17 protein-coding genes are annotated in these 16,255 nt (G+C 45.7%); 11 read left to right on the top strand and 6 right to left on the bottom strand.

Annotated elements, in window-relative coordinates; all coding sequences use genetic code 11:
- Positions 1-282 precede the first annotated feature (282 nt).
- Positions 283-3,300 (top strand): efflux RND transporter permease subunit, encoded by a 3,018-nt coding sequence (locus M1K58_RS24815; protein WP_256761575.1) that lies wholly within the window; start codon positions 283-285, stop codon positions 3,298-3,300.
- Positions 3,301-3,486: 186 nt separating this feature from the next.
- On the opposite strand, the gene M1K58_RS24810 is transcribed toward M1K58_RS24815, so the two are convergent.
- The 3 genes from M1K58_RS24810 to M1K58_RS24800 are packed head-to-tail and all read right to left on the bottom strand — an operon-like array spanning position 3,487 to position 5,987.
- Positions 3,487-4,131, bottom strand: a complete 645-nt coding sequence (locus M1K58_RS24810) for a YktB family protein (protein ID WP_256761574.1) — start codon at positions 4,129-4,131, stop codon at positions 3,487-3,489.
- 25 nt (positions 4,132-4,156) lie between these two features.
- The gene (locus M1K58_RS24805; RefSeq protein ID WP_256761573.1) at positions 4,157-4,834 is read right to left on the bottom strand and encodes a response regulator; all 678 of its coding nucleotides are present in this window, start codon (positions 4,832-4,834) and stop codon (positions 4,157-4,159) included.
- A 4-nt stretch (positions 4,835-4,838) separates the two neighbouring features.
- Positions 4,839-5,987 (bottom strand): sensor histidine kinase, encoded by a 1,149-nt coding sequence (locus tag M1K58_RS24800; RefSeq protein ID WP_256761572.1) that lies wholly within the window; start codon positions 5,985-5,987, stop codon positions 4,839-4,841.
- Positions 5,988-6,147: 160 nt separating this feature from the next.
- Between M1K58_RS24800 and M1K58_RS24795 the strand changes: the two genes are divergently transcribed.
- The 4 genes from M1K58_RS24795 (at position 6,148) to M1K58_RS24780 (ending at position 10,193) form a co-directional block, all read left to right on the top strand.
- Positions 6,148-7,095: an ABC transporter ATP-binding protein gene (locus tag M1K58_RS24795; protein WP_256761571.1), complete on the top strand. Its 948-nt coding sequence runs from the start codon at positions 6,148-6,150 to the stop codon at positions 7,093-7,095.
- Between the two features lie 26 nt (positions 7,096-7,121).
- On the top strand, positions 7,122-8,249 hold the full coding sequence (locus M1K58_RS24790; protein ID WP_256761570.1) for an ABC transporter permease: 1,128 nt from the start codon (positions 7,122-7,124) through the stop codon (positions 8,247-8,249).
- Positions 8,246-9,406: an ABC transporter permease gene (locus M1K58_RS24785; RefSeq protein ID WP_256761569.1), complete on the top strand. Its 1,161-nt coding sequence runs from the start codon at positions 8,246-8,248 to the stop codon at positions 9,404-9,406. The genes M1K58_RS24790 and M1K58_RS24785 overlap by 4 nt, the downstream gene beginning before the upstream one ends.
- Positions 9,407-9,593: 187 nt before the next feature.
- Entirely contained in the window at positions 9,594-10,193 is a 600-nt protein-coding gene (locus M1K58_RS24780) for a hypothetical protein (RefSeq protein ID WP_256761568.1), read from the top strand.
- Between the two features lie 75 nt (positions 10,194-10,268).
- Here M1K58_RS24780 and M1K58_RS24775 read toward each other — a convergent pair whose 3' ends face one another.
- On the bottom strand, positions 10,269-10,799 hold the full coding sequence (locus M1K58_RS24775) for a YceI family protein (RefSeq protein WP_256761567.1): 531 nt from the start codon (positions 10,797-10,799) through the stop codon (positions 10,269-10,271).
- Positions 10,800-10,968: 169 nt separating this feature from the next.
- On the opposite strand from M1K58_RS24775, the gene gndA reads away from it, so the two are divergent.
- The gene (gndA, locus tag M1K58_RS24770) at positions 10,969-12,384 is read left to right on the top strand and encodes an NADP-dependent phosphogluconate dehydrogenase (RefSeq protein WP_256761566.1); all 1,416 of its coding nucleotides are present in this window, start codon (positions 10,969-10,971) and stop codon (positions 12,382-12,384) included.
- Here gndA and M1K58_RS24765 read toward each other — a convergent pair.
- Positions 12,374-12,670: a hypothetical protein gene (locus tag M1K58_RS24765; protein WP_256761565.1), complete on the bottom strand. Its 297-nt coding sequence runs from the start codon at positions 12,668-12,670 to the stop codon at positions 12,374-12,376. The two genes, gndA and M1K58_RS24765, sit on opposite strands and share 11 nt — an antisense overlap.
- A gap of 126 nt (positions 12,671-12,796) precedes the next feature.
- Here M1K58_RS24765 and M1K58_RS24760 point away from each other — a divergent pair, with 126 nt between their 5' ends.
- Positions 12,797-13,333, top strand: a complete 537-nt coding sequence (locus tag M1K58_RS24760; protein ID WP_256761564.1) for a shikimate kinase — start codon at positions 12,797-12,799, stop codon at positions 13,331-13,333.
- On the opposite strand, the gene M1K58_RS24755 is transcribed toward M1K58_RS24760, so the two are convergent.
- Positions 13,330-13,635 (bottom strand): rhodanese-like domain-containing protein, encoded by a 306-nt coding sequence (locus tag M1K58_RS24755; RefSeq protein WP_256761563.1) that lies wholly within the window; start codon positions 13,633-13,635, stop codon positions 13,330-13,332. The two genes, M1K58_RS24760 and M1K58_RS24755, sit on opposite strands and share 4 nt — an antisense overlap.
- An 80-nt stretch (positions 13,636-13,715) precedes the next feature.
- Here M1K58_RS24755 and M1K58_RS24750 point away from each other — a divergent pair, with 80 nt between their 5' ends.
- From M1K58_RS24750 to M1K58_RS24735, 4 genes are read left to right on the top strand one after another with little or no spacing between them, the layout of a single operon-like run.
- The gene (locus M1K58_RS24750) at positions 13,716-14,096 is read left to right on the top strand and encodes a fluoride efflux transporter FluC (RefSeq protein WP_256761562.1); all 381 of its coding nucleotides are present in this window, start codon (positions 13,716-13,718) and stop codon (positions 14,094-14,096) included.
- Positions 14,093-14,473 (top strand): fluoride efflux transporter FluC, encoded by a 381-nt coding sequence (locus M1K58_RS24745; protein WP_256761561.1) that lies wholly within the window; start codon positions 14,093-14,095, stop codon positions 14,471-14,473. The genes M1K58_RS24750 and M1K58_RS24745 overlap by 4 nt, the downstream gene beginning before the upstream one ends.
- Before the next feature lie 22 nt (positions 14,474-14,495).
- Positions 14,496-15,788: a 3-phosphoshikimate 1-carboxyvinyltransferase gene (gene aroA / locus M1K58_RS24740; RefSeq protein WP_256761560.1), complete on the top strand. Its 1,293-nt coding sequence runs from the start codon at positions 14,496-14,498 to the stop codon at positions 15,786-15,788.
- Between the two features lie 34 nt (positions 15,789-15,822).
- Complete coding sequence (locus M1K58_RS24735; protein WP_256761559.1) at positions 15,823-16,251, top strand: CoA-binding protein; 429 nt, start codon at positions 15,823-15,825, stop codon at positions 16,249-16,251.
- Positions 16,252-16,255: the final 4 nt, after the last annotated feature.

Genomic DNA, 16,255 nt, shown 5'->3' with positions numbered 1-16,255 from the left:
CCTCAGCTTTTTTTGTTGCCTGTAATGGAGAACTCGAATCGAATAATTCTATGACTTTAGTCATTCGATAAGGCGATAGTTAATGACTTAACTCACATGTACAGATGTGAAGATGGAACTACAATTGGAATTGCAAGGAAAATGCATTGTAGAGACTCCAGTTGTATCCAAATTCAGACTTTAGTCTAGGTTCAAGTCCCGTCTTCAGTCGTTTCTCACCTGGATAGGTTTTCCGTTAAGCTTAAAAAAAGAAAATAATGGAGTGGAAGGGGAACAAACAAATTGAATCATTTTATTAGAGGGGCATTTCGCAACAAAGCAGCAATGATCATCATCGTTATCATGGTATTAGCAATGGGGATTCTAAGCTACACAAAGCTGCCTATGGAATTTTTGCCGGAGGCGGATAACCCTCAAGTCACCGTATCCGTCATCGGACCGGGTTATGATGCTTCATCGATGGACAGATCGGTAACGGGGCCGATAGAGAACTCGTTATCGGCAATTAAAGGAAAGACAAATATCTTCTCGACTTCTGGAGATGGCTTTGCTCAAGTTAACTTAAATTTTGATTCTAGCACGAATATGAAGGAAGCCAAGCTAGAGGTCGAGAAAGTGGTAAATTCAGTAAAGCTTCCCGCTAATGTATCACCTCCATATATTGTTCAGCTCAATACCTCGATGATTCCCATTTCATTCGTGACACTCACTTTCGCTGAAGGAGTAAGCGATGCTGAGAAGGAAATTCTGGAGCAGCAGGTGCTAGACGAATTCAAGGCGATTGACGGTGTGGGTGACGTGATGCTTTCCGGTAAATCACAACCCAAGGTAACCATTACTCCAGACGTTGTGAAATTGGCGGAGAAGGGTGTTCCGCTTCAATCGTTGTACGGTGTGCTACAAGGCCGTGATGCTTCCGCTTCGATAGGTGAGAGCACATTGGACGGTCAGATTGTGAACTTAAACGTATCTGCTAGTCTGCAAGATATTGAATCACTGAAGAAGCTTCCAATTGCTCAAGGCGTTAAGCTCGGAGATGTAACGACCGTAGCCTTCGACGATGAGAAGGAAAGCTTGTTCCGAATTGACGGCAAAGAGGCTCTGGAATACGTCATTTCCAAAGGAGCTAACTCCAACGCGGTCCATGTTGGCAATCAAGTAGACGATATTATTAAGAAGTTTAACGAGGAAAATAAATCTGTAACTCTAAATTTAATGCTTAGCACGTCCGAGCAAGTTGTACATTCCGTGAATAGCATGATGCGGGAAGTGCTTCTAGGCGCATTGTTTGCAACAATAGTCATCCTAATCTTTATGCGCAATGTTCGTGCGACGCTTGTTACTATCGTATCGATACCGTTATCGCTTGCGATGACACTGTATTTGCTTGATATGTCGGGAATTACATTGAATATTCTTACACTCGGTGGCGTCGCAGTTGCTGTTGGGCGGTTAGTGGATGACAGTATCGTTGTTATCGAGAATATTTTCCGAAGGCTGCAGAAGGAGAAGTTCTCAACAGAGCTCATCATTGATGCAACCAGGGAGGTTGCAAGGGCGATTACAGCATCGACACTGACCACGATTGCAGTATTTTTGCCGATGAGCTTATTAAGAGGGGGACTACAATCCTTCCTGCTTCCATTCGCTTTAACGATGACGTACTCTCTGTTATCTTCGTTGCTGGTTGCTCTGACAATCATTCCGTTAATGAGCGCAGGTGTACTTAGAAATTCGAGCATTAAAGAACATCAGCCATCCAAGCGGTTTGTTCGCTTACTGGAATGGAACTTACGTCACAAATGGTTGCCAATCATTGGAGCTATCGTGCTCTTAGTAGGCTCCATTGCAACTTATTTTTCTTTACCTAAAGGCGCGATCGATTCTTCAAGCGCGGAGAGCATTAATGTTAGCCTGGAATTCAAACCCGATACACCAGTAGCTCAAGTGCTGGAAAATGGCTATAAAATGGAAACCTTCTTGATGAATCGTGAAGATGTAGAACTGGTTGCCATGATGAACGGAAATAGTGCGGATGCAGCCAAATACGGTTCAGTTTCGTCTCCGACACTCGTATCTTATATGTTGAAAATGAAAGATGGTGCGGATGCGGAGAACGTTATTGAAGCCGTGAAATCCGAGCGGACTAACTTCCCTGGTGCTGAGTTGAATACGAGTACAGGAGATTTCATGTCCAGCGGAAGCTCAACTCAAGTCATCGTCGACATTACAGGAAATAATCTTGAAGAGATTGGCAAGACAGCAGATGAGGTCATCGCCAAGATCAAACCAATCAAGGATGTACTTAAAGTTGAAAGCAATCAGCAAGAGAAGAAAACGGTGTATACGTTAGAAGTTAACCCGACGGAAGCGAAAGCCGGAGATATCGCCATGCAGCTGCAAGGGATGTTAAATCCAGTTCCTGTAGGTGCGATTACCGTTGAGGGTCAGTCTATCCAGGTTATGCTGGAGCCAAGCTTAAAGCCGACGACTGAAAGCGATCTTTCCTCGCTAACGGTTATGACTGACGCTGGTCCAGCGCTTGTATCAAGCGTGGCGAAATGGGTGAAGTCAGAGCAATCGACGACGTTCTTCCATAAGGATGGCAAAAGCTATGTCCGTGTATCGGCTTCAGTTGAACCATCGCAATTATCTGTTGTTGGTGCAGAGATTAATAAACAGCTAAAAGATGTGAAGACTGTAGAGGGTGTTAAGCTGAACGTAGGCGGGGCTTCTGCTGATCAGTCGGCTGATATTATGAGTCTGTTCATGATGATGCTCGTATCTATCGGAATTGTTTACTTGATCATGGTATTTACCTTCAAAACATTAAAAGCACCACTCGCGATCATTAGCTCGATCTTCTTCGTACCTATTGGAGCTGTGCTAGGTTTAATTGTAACGGGAATAACACCTGACTTTACCGCCATCTTCGGGGTTGTCATGCTCATTGGTATCGTTGTTACGAATGCGATCGTGTTGATCGACAGAGTGAAGCACAACGAAGAGAACATGTCGATTCGCGATTCGTTGTTGGAAGCAGCCGGTACACGTATGCGTCCAATCCTAATGACCGCAATCGCTACAGTTGGTGCGATGATGCCACTTGTATTCGGATCAGCTGAGGGTGGCAGCATCGTCTCGCAAAGCCTTGCCATTGTTGTTATCGGCGGCTTAGTCGTTTCGACCTTGCTTACGTTAGTCATCGTTCCTTGCCTTTATGAGCTTCTCTATTTCCGCAAGTCTGCACGCCAGCGTAAAATGGCTTCAGCAGCCATTAGCGAAGCAGCGGCGCAATAACTCGCTTATTCGTGCTTAGGATTTCAAGCATAGAAGAAGCCTCCAACTCCACTTTAATCGTGGTGATGGAGGCTTTTTCATCTTATTTTTGTGGGGATGGATCATTTGGTGTCGCCTTAAGTAACAGTCAGCCCTTATGTCCATTATCCCCGTCGCTCAGTTCCAGCGTAAGTGTATTAAGCGTTATTATGCGAAAGCCATCCGGTACAGGGGAAGCAATGTGCGGAAAGTTTCTTCCACACATTTCACGAATTCTCCGCTATCGGCGAGTATGGGATTACCACGTTCGATGTGAATGCCGCAAGTCAGCTCAGAGGCTTTAACGTTCTTAAGACGATTAAATAGATCCGTCAGTTCACTATCCGTTAGCTTGCTATGCGTGAGTCCAGTTGGGACCATATGATCCTTAGACCAAACGAAGTGAGCGGGGACGGATTTGCGAATAGAATCAAGCTCAGTCAGAGCGCGTTCCGCGAATACATTCTTATTCGGGCACTCATATATGATGGCAAACTGAACGAATACATGTGTAGACCAAAGACCGATTTGGAAGTGGGGGTGAGCTTTGTACCCACGCTTATTATTCGCGAAGGCGACCCAAGAGTCGTTAGGTGGATTAACCGTTCTACGGGCATGCTTAGCAACATGGGTAAACATCTCTTCTCCGTTAAGCTGTCCGAGGAAAGGTGCGATGTGTTCGCCAAGCTGGTGAAATTTGGGTCTTACTCTTTCGATTAGTGCATCCATTCGTTGCTCTAGCCCTTCAATTTCGAATACTTCGAAATCACGTCGTTCAAACCCTGTGAAAACTTCAGTTGTATTTGTACTCAATTGTAATTCTCCTTGCTGGCTTAGATTAGGATTCATTTTTCAAGTAGAAAATTGCGATTTGTGTTCGATCTCGAAGAGATAACTTGCCCAGTATTTCGGAAATATAGTTTTTGACTGTACCCTCGCTTAAGAATAGAGCTCCAGCGATTTCCTTGTTTGATTTGCCATCCGCGATATGGCGTACGATATCTTGCTCCGCTGCAGTTAATCCCGTAGCTGTAAGATCTCTCCCCAATTTGGAAGAGCTTGAATTCGAAATCGAGGAGGGCGTGCGTTCTCCATGAAAGTTGAGAATTCCAGCAAGCTTACGCGCAATGTCTGGGTGAATAAGATGATTGCCTTCGAATACGGACTTAATTCCAGAAATAATTCTTGCAGGTGGCACGTTCTTGAGCAAATATCCATTAGCTCCGTTGCGGATCGCTTGTACGATATACTCATCGTCGTCGAAGGTAGTCAGAATAAGCACGGAAGGAGGATTGTCCAGCGTCTTAAGCTTACGGGTTCCCTCGACTCCATCACATACGGGCATTCGAATGTCCATGAGGACGATATTGGTTTCTGGATGAAGCTTGGCGAATTCATAGCCTTCCTCTCCGTTACTGCAAGTTCCAATAACCTGAAGTTCTGGGTCGAGATCAAGAATAAGCTTCAAGCTCTCGCGAATAAAGGGATCATCGTCTACGATGAGTACCTGAATCATAGTTTCATTCTCCTTCTGCTCTTTGACTCATCTGGTGGTTGGGGACGATCGTCGAAATGACAAATCCGCGCTCCAAGGACACGCGAAGTTGTCCACCTATCACGGTAAGCCTTTCCTGCATCCCCTTTAACCCCATACCATAGGAGACATCCTTGGGGAGCTTGCCGTTGTTGGTGATGTTCATTATGACCTTATCGGAGGCAAAATCGAGACCGATTTCAACCGCAGAAGCACCGCCATGCCTAACGGCATTGGTTATCGCTTCTTGGGCGTTCCTGTACAATACGAACTCAATACTCGGATATAGAGGAAAAGGTTTGCCTGTTAGCTCGAATGACACATCGATTTGTAAATCCCTTGCTGCGTCTTCGATCAGACGGTGTAGAGCATATCTCCTCACGTTAGGAGTTTCCACTGGTTGGAGCTTGCGAACCGTGTAGCGCATATTATTCATGCTTTCTTCGAGTTGACCCCGAACCTGCTCGACCATACGAACAGCCTGCTCAGGATTATGCTCCATGAGATGCAAAGCGGCCTCGGTCATCATTTTAACCCGAATAAGCCTGTGACCTAGATCATCGTGGAGCTCGGTAGCGATCCGTCCGCGCTCCTGAACCTGTGCGTAATCCTCGACTTGGCGAGCATACTCCATTGCTCTTGCACGTTCTTGCTCTAAGTGATCCTGACTATCGGATAAATTCTCTACTAACCGTTCCAACTTCACACGATTGCGATTATTTGCATAGTTGGCGGTAAGGAGAAAGGTACAGGCAATCCAGATGAGGATACTTGTCCATGCTGTTTCGGTGCTGATCCCCACTGTAACCACAAGCAGGACGGCTACAGATAATATCATCATTGCGGCGATCTCGACGAGTCTGGAGAAGTATAAAAAGATAGAAATTATCCCGGAAAATAGAAGGAAATAGAGTAAGCCTCCATAAGTATTGGACAGCCATCCAAATCCGATTAATTCAATAGGGACCAATAAATATGCGAATCTAGGAGCAAGCTCCGTTATTCTCACGCATAACAGTGCCAGAAGGATATAACCAACATAATTGGCTGCCGTAGGGATATTGACAACATATAGCGTGGCGACGGCAGGCAGCAGAATGAGTAAATGTTGTAGCCAGACAAGCAGCGGCCGCATGAAGGCGCTCCTTCCAAATTGTAAGGATAGAATGATTATAGCATTCACGAAATGACTTTTGTCACCTTATCTCATTCCAATGAAATGACTTAGGGTACCTGTGAAGGAGCACCTTTGTCGCTTACAATGAAATCAACAAGTTGGAGAGGGGATCATCATTATGACATTGGTACAATTCAAAGGGGTCGTCAAAAAGTACGACACCACTAAAATAAGTGTGAACCATCTGAATCTAGAAATCGCCGAAGGTGAAATTTTCGGATTACTGGGGCCTAATGGCGCAGGAAAGAGCACAACGATTCATTTGTTATCTGGACTTCTGGCCATGGATGCAGGAGAAATTACATTAGACGGCTACTCGACGACGAAGAACCCGCTTGAAGTGAAGCGCCGGATCGGATTAGTTCCACAGGAGCTGGCGATCTACGATATGCTATCCGCTCGGGAGAACGTTACTTTTTTCGGGAAGCTATTTGGACTAAGAGGCAGTCTTCTGAAGGAGCGGGTTGAGGAAGCCCTTGCATTCACCGGATTGGAGAAATACGCCAAAGATAAGCCAGGCACTTTTTCCGGGGGAATGAAAAGGAGATTGAATATCGCTTGTGCGATCATGCACCGACCAAAGCTAATTATTATGGACGAGCCGACAGTCGGAATTGACCCACAGTCTAGGAATCATATTCTAGAGTCCGTCAAAAAATTAAACCAAATGGGATCAACCATTATTTACACAAGTCATTACATGGAAGAGGTCGAAGCGATCAGCACTAGAATCGGGATTATGGATCAAGGTAAGCTTGTTGCTCATGGCACGAAGGAAGAACTCATTGAACAAGCTGGACTGAAGGAAAGATTAATGCTAGAGAGTAATCGGATGACAGAAGAAGCGGCGGAGGAAATTCGTACGCATCCAAGGATTACTTCCTTCCATCGGAGAGATGACACGCAACTGGAGCTTGTGTTACAAGATTCTCAAACTTATCTTCAGGACATTTTGTTTATTCTCACGAAGCATAGCTTGAAGCTACAGAAATTAACTCGGGTAGAGCCGGATCTGGAAAGCTTATTCCTGACACTTACTGGTCGCACTCTACGTGACGGTGTCTAAGATCAATAAGAAAGGAGAAGGTGATCATGAGATTAGCTTTATTAATGGCCTGGAACGAGGTCGTTCAACTGTCCAGAATTCGCACGGTTATCCTTATGCTACTGGGGCTTCCGTTATTGCTTATTTTCCTACTAGGTAATGCATTGGACAGTGATTATAAGCCCGTTCAGGTATCAGTCTATACAGGTAACGAAGGGCAGCTTAGTGAAGCTGCGAAGCAGTATTTTGCTTCACCTGAGCTTGCTTCTTATGTAGACCCTCTGATTCGCAATAGCGAGGATCAGGTTCTAGAAGACATAAAATCGGGCAAGTCAGATTACGGTCTCACGGTTGTAGATGGAACGCTTCACTATTATCCGGGTAAGTTCGCTGAACGTAATCTAATTACCGAGTCCGTCTTTAATCGATTCGTTGCGGATATTGATGTACGACAATCCGTAGCGATCGTTCTTCCCCAGCTTTCCCAGGATCAAATCGCCAATAGTGCTCAGAGTGCTACATCAAGTAAACTCGTTCAAATCGGAAACCTAGTGACGGGCGATAATGCTGATTTCAGCAACTTCTCAGCTTTGCAATATTATTCTGTAGCGTACTTAGTCATGTTTCTGCTCTATTCTGGTATGTCTGGCGCGATAAGCATAACGGAGGAACGAGAGAAGGGAACGTTACTCCGGCTTTATGCGATGCCGGTTTCATTGAACGCGATGCTTGCTGGAAAGCTGCTGGGTGTACTGTTCTTTGCTATCATTCAGTCCGCTATAATTGTGGCTTTTACGAAATGGATTTACGGCGTCGACTGGGGCAACAGTTATGGAGGTATAGCGTTGGTTTGCGTGCTCGTGTCCATGGCGACGGTGAGCTTCGCGCTCCTCTTAACGTCTATTATTCGAAGTAGAAGAGCAATAGAATCGATTTTCAGCCTACTCATTATGGTTATGACCTTCTTAAGTGGAGGGATGATCGCAGATTTAGGTCCGAGTCTAAATGAGATTGGCAAATTTACGATTAATCATTGGGCAAATGAAGCGCTTCGCAGGATGATGGCAGGGGGATCCCTTCTGGAAAGCTGGCAGTTTGTCGTTATTCTCGGATCCATCACATTTGTACTTCTAAGCTTATCTTTAGTCAGATTTAAGAAGGCGGTGGCTCTATGAGAACTAGTCTAATCATTGCAAATCTAAATATGCGTAAAGTGATCGGCAATCGTAAAGGATTATTTATTATCTTATTGCTGCCTATCTTAGTCATTTCGGGAATCGTCGGCCTATTTGGTAATTCGTCGGGCGAGAAGGTTAAAGTCGCGGTATTAAATGAAGATCAAGCTTGGCTAAGCAAACCTATCATTAGCTCCATACAATCAATCAATTCTTATAACGTCAGTGAGCAAGAAGTGAAGCAAGATAGCTTGGAGCGGTTAAAGCAAGAGGTTTATGACGGGGAATGGGGAGCATTGGTATACATCCCAGAAGGATTTACGAGCAAGCTGCTTCTAGGTGAGGAGACAAGTGTCAAGCTCTTTCGCAAAAATGAACAACAATGGAACGTGTCACTAGGTATAACGTTAACAGAAGCAACGGAGAGACTTGCCCGTAATGTTCAGCTTGTAGCCGCTACTGCGGAAAATCCAGAGCAAAGGGATCAGCTAGTCCTTCAATTACTAGAACAGCAGAAGGAGGGGAAGCTTGCTGTAATTAGTAAAGAGATCGTACAGAGGTACAACAATGCGAATGTCCTCGTGATTGGTCTAATGCTTATGTTTGTCATGAATCTCGTCAATCAATCAATACATGGCATTGTGGAGGATCGTACCAATCGGACGATGGCCCGCATATTCTCGGCTCCGGTGAGGGCTTGGGAAATCGCATTAGGCAACTTCCTCGGCTGCTTACTGCTAGGAACGTTGCAATTGGTATTAATTCTGACGGTGACTCGATACGTCATTGGATTTGACTTTGGAATTTCCTTCTCAAGTCTACTTGTTATTATGGAATTTTTTCTGTTGGCGGCGGTTGGCATATCTTCAGCGGCTGCGGGCATGGTGAAGAATGTCGCTCACTTAGGTAGCATTAACAATCTCATTGTTATTCCTTCCTGCATGCTCGCAGGCTGCTTCTGGCCAGTTACGATGATGCCTGACTATATGCAGAAGCTCTCCAGCTTCATGCCTCAAAGATGGGCGATTGTTGCCTTAGAGAAGGCTTCTTCGGGAGCAACTCTGCAGGATATTAGTTTGCAGCTTGGAATACTGGCCTTATTTGCTACTGTACTTCTGGCCTTCGGCTCTTACGTGCTGAAGCCAGCACAAGCCTGATTAAAGCATTAAGAAACTCGCTTCTGATTCTGGAGCGGGTTTTTTATTTGAAAAAAATAGGTAGGAAAATAGTCAAGAAACCAAGTTGCCATTACATAAGATGGAGTATAAGATATAAGTAAGCCACAATATTCAGACAATTCGGTCAATAACTCAAGCCAGCGAGTATGCAGGAGGGGGGATGGCCGTGAACCGCAGCCATGAAGTGGAGTATTGCAACTTAGAGCTTCGATTTGATCGTCGCCAGATTCAGAATCTGATCCGAGAGCTGATCCAGGAAGGCTATTCCTTGTACTGGAACGAAAGTGAGCACCAATTTATCGTATCCGTAAGAACGGGGCGGAAGTTGCTCAAGCTAAGGTTCCTCAGGGTGCTGGGTCGTTACAAAATGATAGGGGATTACCTGGTCAAGGATGAGAAGCTGGCGTTATGGATCGAGAAGCTCATCAATGATTCCCGCGGCCACGCCATTGTGAAGAGGTTCCACGACCGTCAAGTGCTTAGGATTGAGAATATCATGTTCGGTGAAATTATCCGTCTCGTGGAGGTGTCCGGCATGGAACATCGGATTATTTATCAAAAACGGCCGCAAGTTACAGTAGAAGACATGGTGCAGGCGTTCAAGTCTAAGCGAGCTGAGCAACAAGCCGGCGTTCTTCGTTTGGAAATCGATTACGAATTGGCCGTTCTTCACGAAGCGATTGTGAATGAATGGTCTGAACAAATCGAATCGAGTAAGGAAAAGCTAAAAGGAATGCGCACCGAGATGCTACTAGTAGAGCTGTAATGAGGCTGGAAACCTATATATAACAAAAGCGGAGCCCCCTTGTGTTAACAAGATGAGCTCCGCTTTTGTTATTAATTATGCTTGTGCAAATTCTAATTCGATGTGTACTTTAATTGCATCACCGACAAGAAGTCCACCTGTTTCCAGCGCAGCATTCCAAGAAAGACCAAATTCAGAGCGATTGATGACTCCGTCAGCGATAACACCGAATTTCGTATTGCCCCATGGATCTTTAGCAGGGCCTGCAATTTCAGTGTTCAGTGTGATGGATTTCGTTACGCCAGCAATCGTAATATCGCCAGTGAGCTCGTAATCTTCTCCACCTTTGGATACTAGAGCTGTTTTGGTGAAAACAATTTGCGGGAACTGCTCGGCGTTGAAGAAATCCGCAGATTTCAAGTGAGCATCGCGACCTTCGTCCTTCGTACTGATGCTGTTAACATCGATTGTAATGGCTGCAACTACTGCGGGAAGGTTGTCGGAGTCTGCAGTGACTACCGCTTCAAAATCATTAAAGCTTCCACGAACATTAGTAATCATCATGTGACGAACGCTGAATGTAATACCGCTATGAGATTTGTCTAAACTCCAAGTGCTTGCTGCCATAATGAACACATCCCTTTACTTTTTATATTTACTATTAAATAATAAGTATAGGCAAATAGCAAGAACTATTTTGCAGAACATGGAAATTTATTTGAAGGTTTTCATCTTTGTGCAAAAAGAGTACAATAGTCTTATTGTGAAAATTTTGTACTAAAGGATGAATATAATCATGTCGAATGCAAACATTGGTGTTGTCGGCTTAGCCGTCATGGGTCGTAACCTTGCTCTTAACATCGAGAGCCGCGGTTTTACTGTAGCGGTATACAATCGCTCCAAAGAGAAGACAGATGATTTGTTAAATACGGATGGAAAAGGCAAGAAGCTAGTCGCAACTTACTCGGTTGAAGAGTTCGTAAATTCACTTGAGAAGCCTCGCAAAATCCTGATCATGGTTCAAGCAGGAGCAGGTACGGATGCAACAATTGAGTCCCTCATTCCTTATTTGGATAAGGGTGATATCATCATCGATGGAGGTAACGCATACTTCCCAGATACACAACGTCGTAGCAAGGATTTGACAGCTCAAGGCTTCAATTTCATCGGCACAGGTGTATCCGGTGGTGAAGAAGGCGCACTTAAAGGCCCATCGATTATGCCAGGCGGACCTGAAGAAGCTTATCGTCTTGTTGAGCCGATTCTTACAGGTATTTCCGCTAAAGTAAATGGCGACCCTTGTTGTACATATATTGGACCAGATGGTGCTGGACACTACGTTAAAATGGTGCACAATGGTATTGAATATGGTGACATGCAGCTGATTTGCGAAGCGTACCAATTGCTGAAGGACGTTATTGGTGTTTCGACGGATGAGCTCCATAGCATCTTCGCAGAATGGAATAAAGGCGAGCTGGATAGCTACCTCATCGAAATCACAACGGATATTTTCGCAACGAAGGATCCGGAAACTGGCAAGCCTATGGTTGATGTTATTCTGGATTCCGCTGGACAAAAGGGAACTGGAAAATGGACAAGCCAAAGCGCACTTGACTTAGGCGTGCCTCTTTCCATCATCACAGAATCGGTATTCTCCCGTTTCCTGTCCGCAATGAAGGAAGAGCGCGTTGCTGCAAGCAAAGTGCTTAAAGGACCAAAAACAAGCGCATTCCAAGGCGACAAAGCCGCGTTCATCGAGAGCATACGCAAAGCCTTGTTCGCAAGTAAAATATGTTCATACGCTCAAGGATTTGCTCAAATGCGCGCAGCTTCAGACGAGTATGGCTGGGATCTACGCTACGGCGATATCGCAATGATTTTCCGCGGTGGCTGCATTATCCGTGCCCGCTTCCTACAGAACATCAAAGATGCATATGACCGTGAACCACAGCTTCGCAACCTGCTGCTGGATGAGTACTTCCAAGGTGTAGTAGAGTCTTATCAAGATGCATGGCGTGAAGTGGTATCCACAGCTATCAAATATGGTGTGCCAGTTCCTTCGTTCGCGAGCGCTATCGCTTACTATGATAGCTACCGTTCAGAGCGTCTGCCTGCTAACCTGCTTCAAGCACAACGTGATTACTTCGGTGCCCATACGTTCAAACGTCTGGACAAAGAAGGCTCGTTCCATCATAACTGGATTAATTCTTAATCCAGTCAGGCGATAGAAGCTCGTTGAGCATCTTGCGAAAGCAAGCTGTTTCCTGAATACTGGGGCTACGTCGATGCAGAAGCAGCAAGGCCATATCCGCGAAACAGGTAAAATGAGCAAGCAACTGTGACTGATCGAGCCCCGACCATTCGGGAGCTCTTTCGGTCACTTTTTTCTTAATAAATCCTAACGCCCAGAGAACATCTTCCCGGCACAAAGGGTGAGAGGGATCGAGAATACGGCGGAGTGGTTGCTCTATCGGTGAAATCACTCTATTATTTTTCAATTGCACCATCACCTTTGACGATGTGTTTGTACACTATCAAAGTTACGATAAAACTCGTCGTTTTATACCATTGGATGGATATGATATGATATAAAAAGTGTAAATTCAAGGAATGGGGAACTTGTTGTGAGCGGAAATCACTCAAGCCGCAACATTATTATTGTCGGCTTTATGGGAACGGGGAAATCGACGGTTAGCCGTCTTATGTCCGAGCGTCTTGGTTGGGAGAGTAAGGATACAGATGAAGAGATCGAGAGATTAGCAGGTCGATCGATTAAAGAGATGTTCGCCGAGGATGGGGAACAAGTATTCCGTGATTGGGAAAGCCGTGTGCTATCGGATGTGCTAAGTGAAGGAAGACAAGTGGTGGCGACGGGTGGCGGAGCAGTTCTACGTGAGAGTAATCGTCGAACGATGCTGTCTGGGGGTTGGGTTGTAGCGCTTACTGCAGATAAGGCAAGCCTGATCCGTCGCGTGACCAGCATGTCAGCAGTTGGGACGAGGCCGCTTCTTGCAGGCGATGCGGAGGAACGTGTTAGCACACTGCTGGAGACAAGGCGTAATGCCTACGATTTTGCACATGTGATGGTAGATACGTCCAATCGATCGCCTTCAGAAGTTGCTGACTTACTTCTTCGCTGGCTGCCTAAATCACAGGCTTAAGGAAGCTGGTTCCAGGCAAGCATGCCGCCAATCAAGTTAGTTGTTCCTTTATAGCCGAGTGAGGATAAGTATTGACAAGCTTGGTCGCTACGATAGCCACTGCGGCATATGAAGATAACCTCATCTTCTTTGGGAATCGCGTTAAGTTGTTGAGCTATCTGGCCTAGTGGCAGATGTATAGCTCCCGGAATCATTCCTTGTGCGACTTCCTCATCTTCGCGTACGTCAATGAGATGAATTTGTTGTCCGGCATCCAGCCGTGCTTTAAGTTCTTCGACGGTAATTGTCGTATAGGAGCTCATATGTGGCCAACCTTTCCTCTGGGTATAGGTTAATCATAAGAAACTGTGCATGCTGCTGTCAATGTAGGAGCGGAGAAGACATGAAGATCGTAATCGGCATAGCCATTGCCGGATTTCTTGGAGCAGTAGCCCGATATGAGATCGGATTTTTATTCCCGCATCAGATGGGCTCTAATCCATTTCCGTGGGCAACGTTAATAATCAACCTATTGGGTTCGTTATTGCTTGGCCTTCTAACCGGATTATTATCCCGTAAGATCACCCCTCCATGGTTCGGGGATGTAGTGGGTACCGGATTTCTAGGTTCATTTACAACCTTCAGCGCATTTAACGGTCAGTTATGGGGTCTTTGGCAAAATGATGCCTATGTTGCAGCCGCGGCGTACGTGCTATTAAGCGCTCTTGGTGGGTGGGGGCTAGCAGCAACTGGGTTGGCTTGGGGAAGGGGCAAACCCTCTTGAACAGCTTATGGATTGCCTGCTTGGTTGGCATTGGAGGAGCTATAGGTTCGCTAATCCGATATGAGGTCGGTCGTTGGGTTGTTCGCAAGATGAAGATGAGCTACATCGGAACACTGCTTGTTAATCTCGTAGGATCATTTGCGATGGGTTTGCTAATTGGCATTAACTTAGAGCAGGAGCATTTTGCAGTTTATGCATGTTGCGGGATTGGCATACTGGGAGGGTTAACAACCTATTCCACATTAAATGTGCAAAAGGCTTTGATGAACGAGAGTAATTCTAGACACACATTAGCTTATTATTTGCTCGCTACCTATGTGGGTGGATTTAGTTTAACTGCAGCAGGTGTCGGATTCGGATATCTTATACATACATAGTTTCTAAGGAGCGTGTTTATTAATGGATATGATCGTAACCCCTACAGGAAGTCTTAAAGGCGAAATTCAAGCATTATCCTCCAAAAACTATACAACCCGTTATTTGCTTGTGTCTGCACTTGCAGAAGGGACTAGCACGATTCTATTTCCTGCCCACAGTGAGGATGGAGAAGCCATGCGTCGCTGTATCCGTGATCTAGGAGCAATCGTAGAAGAGGATGACGAGAAAATCGTCATTACTGGATTCGGTCGTCATCCACGTATGACTAAGGAATTAAATGTAGGAAATGCGGGAGCCGTGCTTCGCTTCATTATGTCGGTTGCGGCATTGTTACCAGAAGTTCATTTCGTCAATGCGTACCCTGAGTCCCTTGGCAAAAGACCGCATGACGATTTGATCGTCGCGTTGGAAAGTATGGGCGTAACGATTGATCACCAAAATGGAAGATTGCCAATGACGATCAAAGGCGGAAACCCACGTGGTGGCAAAATCCAAGTTTCGGGTAATGTAAGCTCTCAATTCCTAAGCTCGTTATTGTTCGTGACTCCTCTTCTTGATGAGGATAGCGAAATTGAAGTGTTGCACGACCTGAAATCCAAAGTCGTCATCGGGCAAACGCTAGAGGTTCTTGCGCAAGCGGGAATTATCGTCGAGGCTTCCGAGGACCTTATGCACTACCGCATTCCAGGGAAGCAGAAGTACAAAGCGCAAACCTACACGGTTCAAGGAGACTATCCTGGCTCCGCAGCCATTCTGGCTGCAGCATCGGTAACGGAATCCGATGTGATCGTTCATCGCCTTATGGAAGACAGCAAGCAGGGCGAGCGGGCTGTAGTGGATGTGTTACGAGCGATGAATGTTCCGCTTACTCACGAGAACGGTATCGTTCATGTGAAAGGTAACGGACGTCTTACTGCAGGTGAATTCGATGGAGATGAGTTTACCGATGGTGTGTTAGCTATGGTTGCTGCAGCTGTGTTCGCAGAGGGAACCTCCCGTTTCTATAATGTTGAAAATTTGCGATACAAAGAGTGTGATCGGATTACGGATTACTTAGCAGAATTGCGCAAAGCGGGTGCCCGTGTAGAAGAGAAGCAGGACGAAATCATTGTTCACGGTCGTCCAGAAGGTGTAGAAGGCGGCGTTGAAATCGATGCACACTACGATCATCGGGTTATCATGGCGCTAACAATTGTTGGCCTACGTTCCGCTCAGCCGATCCGCATCAGAGACGCGCATCATGTTGCGAAATCTTACCCGATCTATTTCGATCACCTGAAATCGCTTGGAGCTAAAGTCGAGTGGGTAAACTAAAATAAACGATATTCGATAAGAGGAGGCTGTTACTATGTCGTACGTTCATCCGTCCCGTGAAGAGATCAAACAAATTTTGGTGGATTCACAAACAATCGCTGTAGTGGGACTATCAGACGATCCATCCAAGGTTTCTTACATGGTTTCTGAAGCTATGCAGCATAAGGGCTACAAGATCATTCCGGTCAACCCGAACGCAACTTCTATTCTAGGAGAGACTAGCTACGCCTCCTTAAAGGATGTACCAGTTCCAATAGATATCGTCAACGTCTTCCGTCGTCCTGAGCATACCCCGCCAATTGCAACAGACGCTGTTGCAGTCGGAGCCAAAGTACTCTGGCTTCAGCTAGGCATCTCTAACGAAGAAGCCGCTACGATTGCTACCGAAGGTGGTCTTCGTATCATTATGGACCGCTGCATCAAAGTGGAGGACTCCATCCTCCTCCCTAACGGGAAATCTTAAATCT

Source organism: Cohnella sp. WQ 127256 (assembly GCF_024519285.1).
In the GTDB taxonomy this organism is placed as follows: Bacteria; Bacillota; Bacilli; order Paenibacillales; family Paenibacillaceae; genus Cohnella.
Note: the sequence above shows the minus strand (reverse complement) of the source record. Positions and strands in the feature narration are given on the sequence as shown.

What these genes read in the sequence shown, in the direction of transcription:
- M1K58_RS24785 (WP_256761569.1), top strand. Translation starts at nt 8,246, where the DNA reads ATGAGAACTAGTCTAATCATTGCAAATCTAAATATGCGTAAAGTGATC.
- M1K58_RS24805 (WP_256761573.1), bottom strand. Translation starts at nt 4,834, where the DNA reads ATGATTCAGGTACTCATCGTAGACGATGATCCCTTTATTCGCGAGAGC.
- M1K58_RS24755 (WP_256761563.1), bottom strand. Translation starts at nt 13,635, where the DNA reads ATGAGCTCCTATACGACAATTACCGTCGAAGAACTTAAAGCACGGCTG.
- gndA (WP_256761566.1), top strand. Translation starts at nt 10,969, where the DNA reads ATGTCGAATGCAAACATTGGTGTTGTCGGCTTAGCCGTCATGGGTCGT.
- aroA (WP_256761560.1), top strand. Translation starts at nt 14,496, where the DNA reads ATGGATATGATCGTAACCCCTACAGGAAGTCTTAAAGGCGAAATTCAA.
- M1K58_RS24735 (WP_256761559.1), top strand. Translation starts at nt 15,823, where the DNA reads ATGTCGTACGTTCATCCGTCCCGTGAAGAGATCAAACAAATTTTGGTG.
- M1K58_RS24795 (WP_256761571.1), top strand. Translation starts at nt 6,148, where the DNA reads ATGACATTGGTACAATTCAAAGGGGTCGTCAAAAAGTACGACACCACT.
- M1K58_RS24790 (WP_256761570.1), top strand. Translation starts at nt 7,122, where the DNA reads ATGAGATTAGCTTTATTAATGGCCTGGAACGAGGTCGTTCAACTGTCC.
- M1K58_RS24800 (WP_256761572.1), bottom strand. Translation starts at nt 5,987, where the DNA reads ATGCGGCCGCTGCTTGTCTGGCTACAACATTTACTCATTCTGCTGCCT.
- M1K58_RS24775 (WP_256761567.1), bottom strand. Translation starts at nt 10,799, where the DNA reads ATGGCAGCAAGCACTTGGAGTTTAGACAAATCTCATAGCGGTATTACA.
- M1K58_RS24750 (WP_256761562.1), top strand. Translation starts at nt 13,716, where the DNA reads ATGAAGATCGTAATCGGCATAGCCATTGCCGGATTTCTTGGAGCAGTA.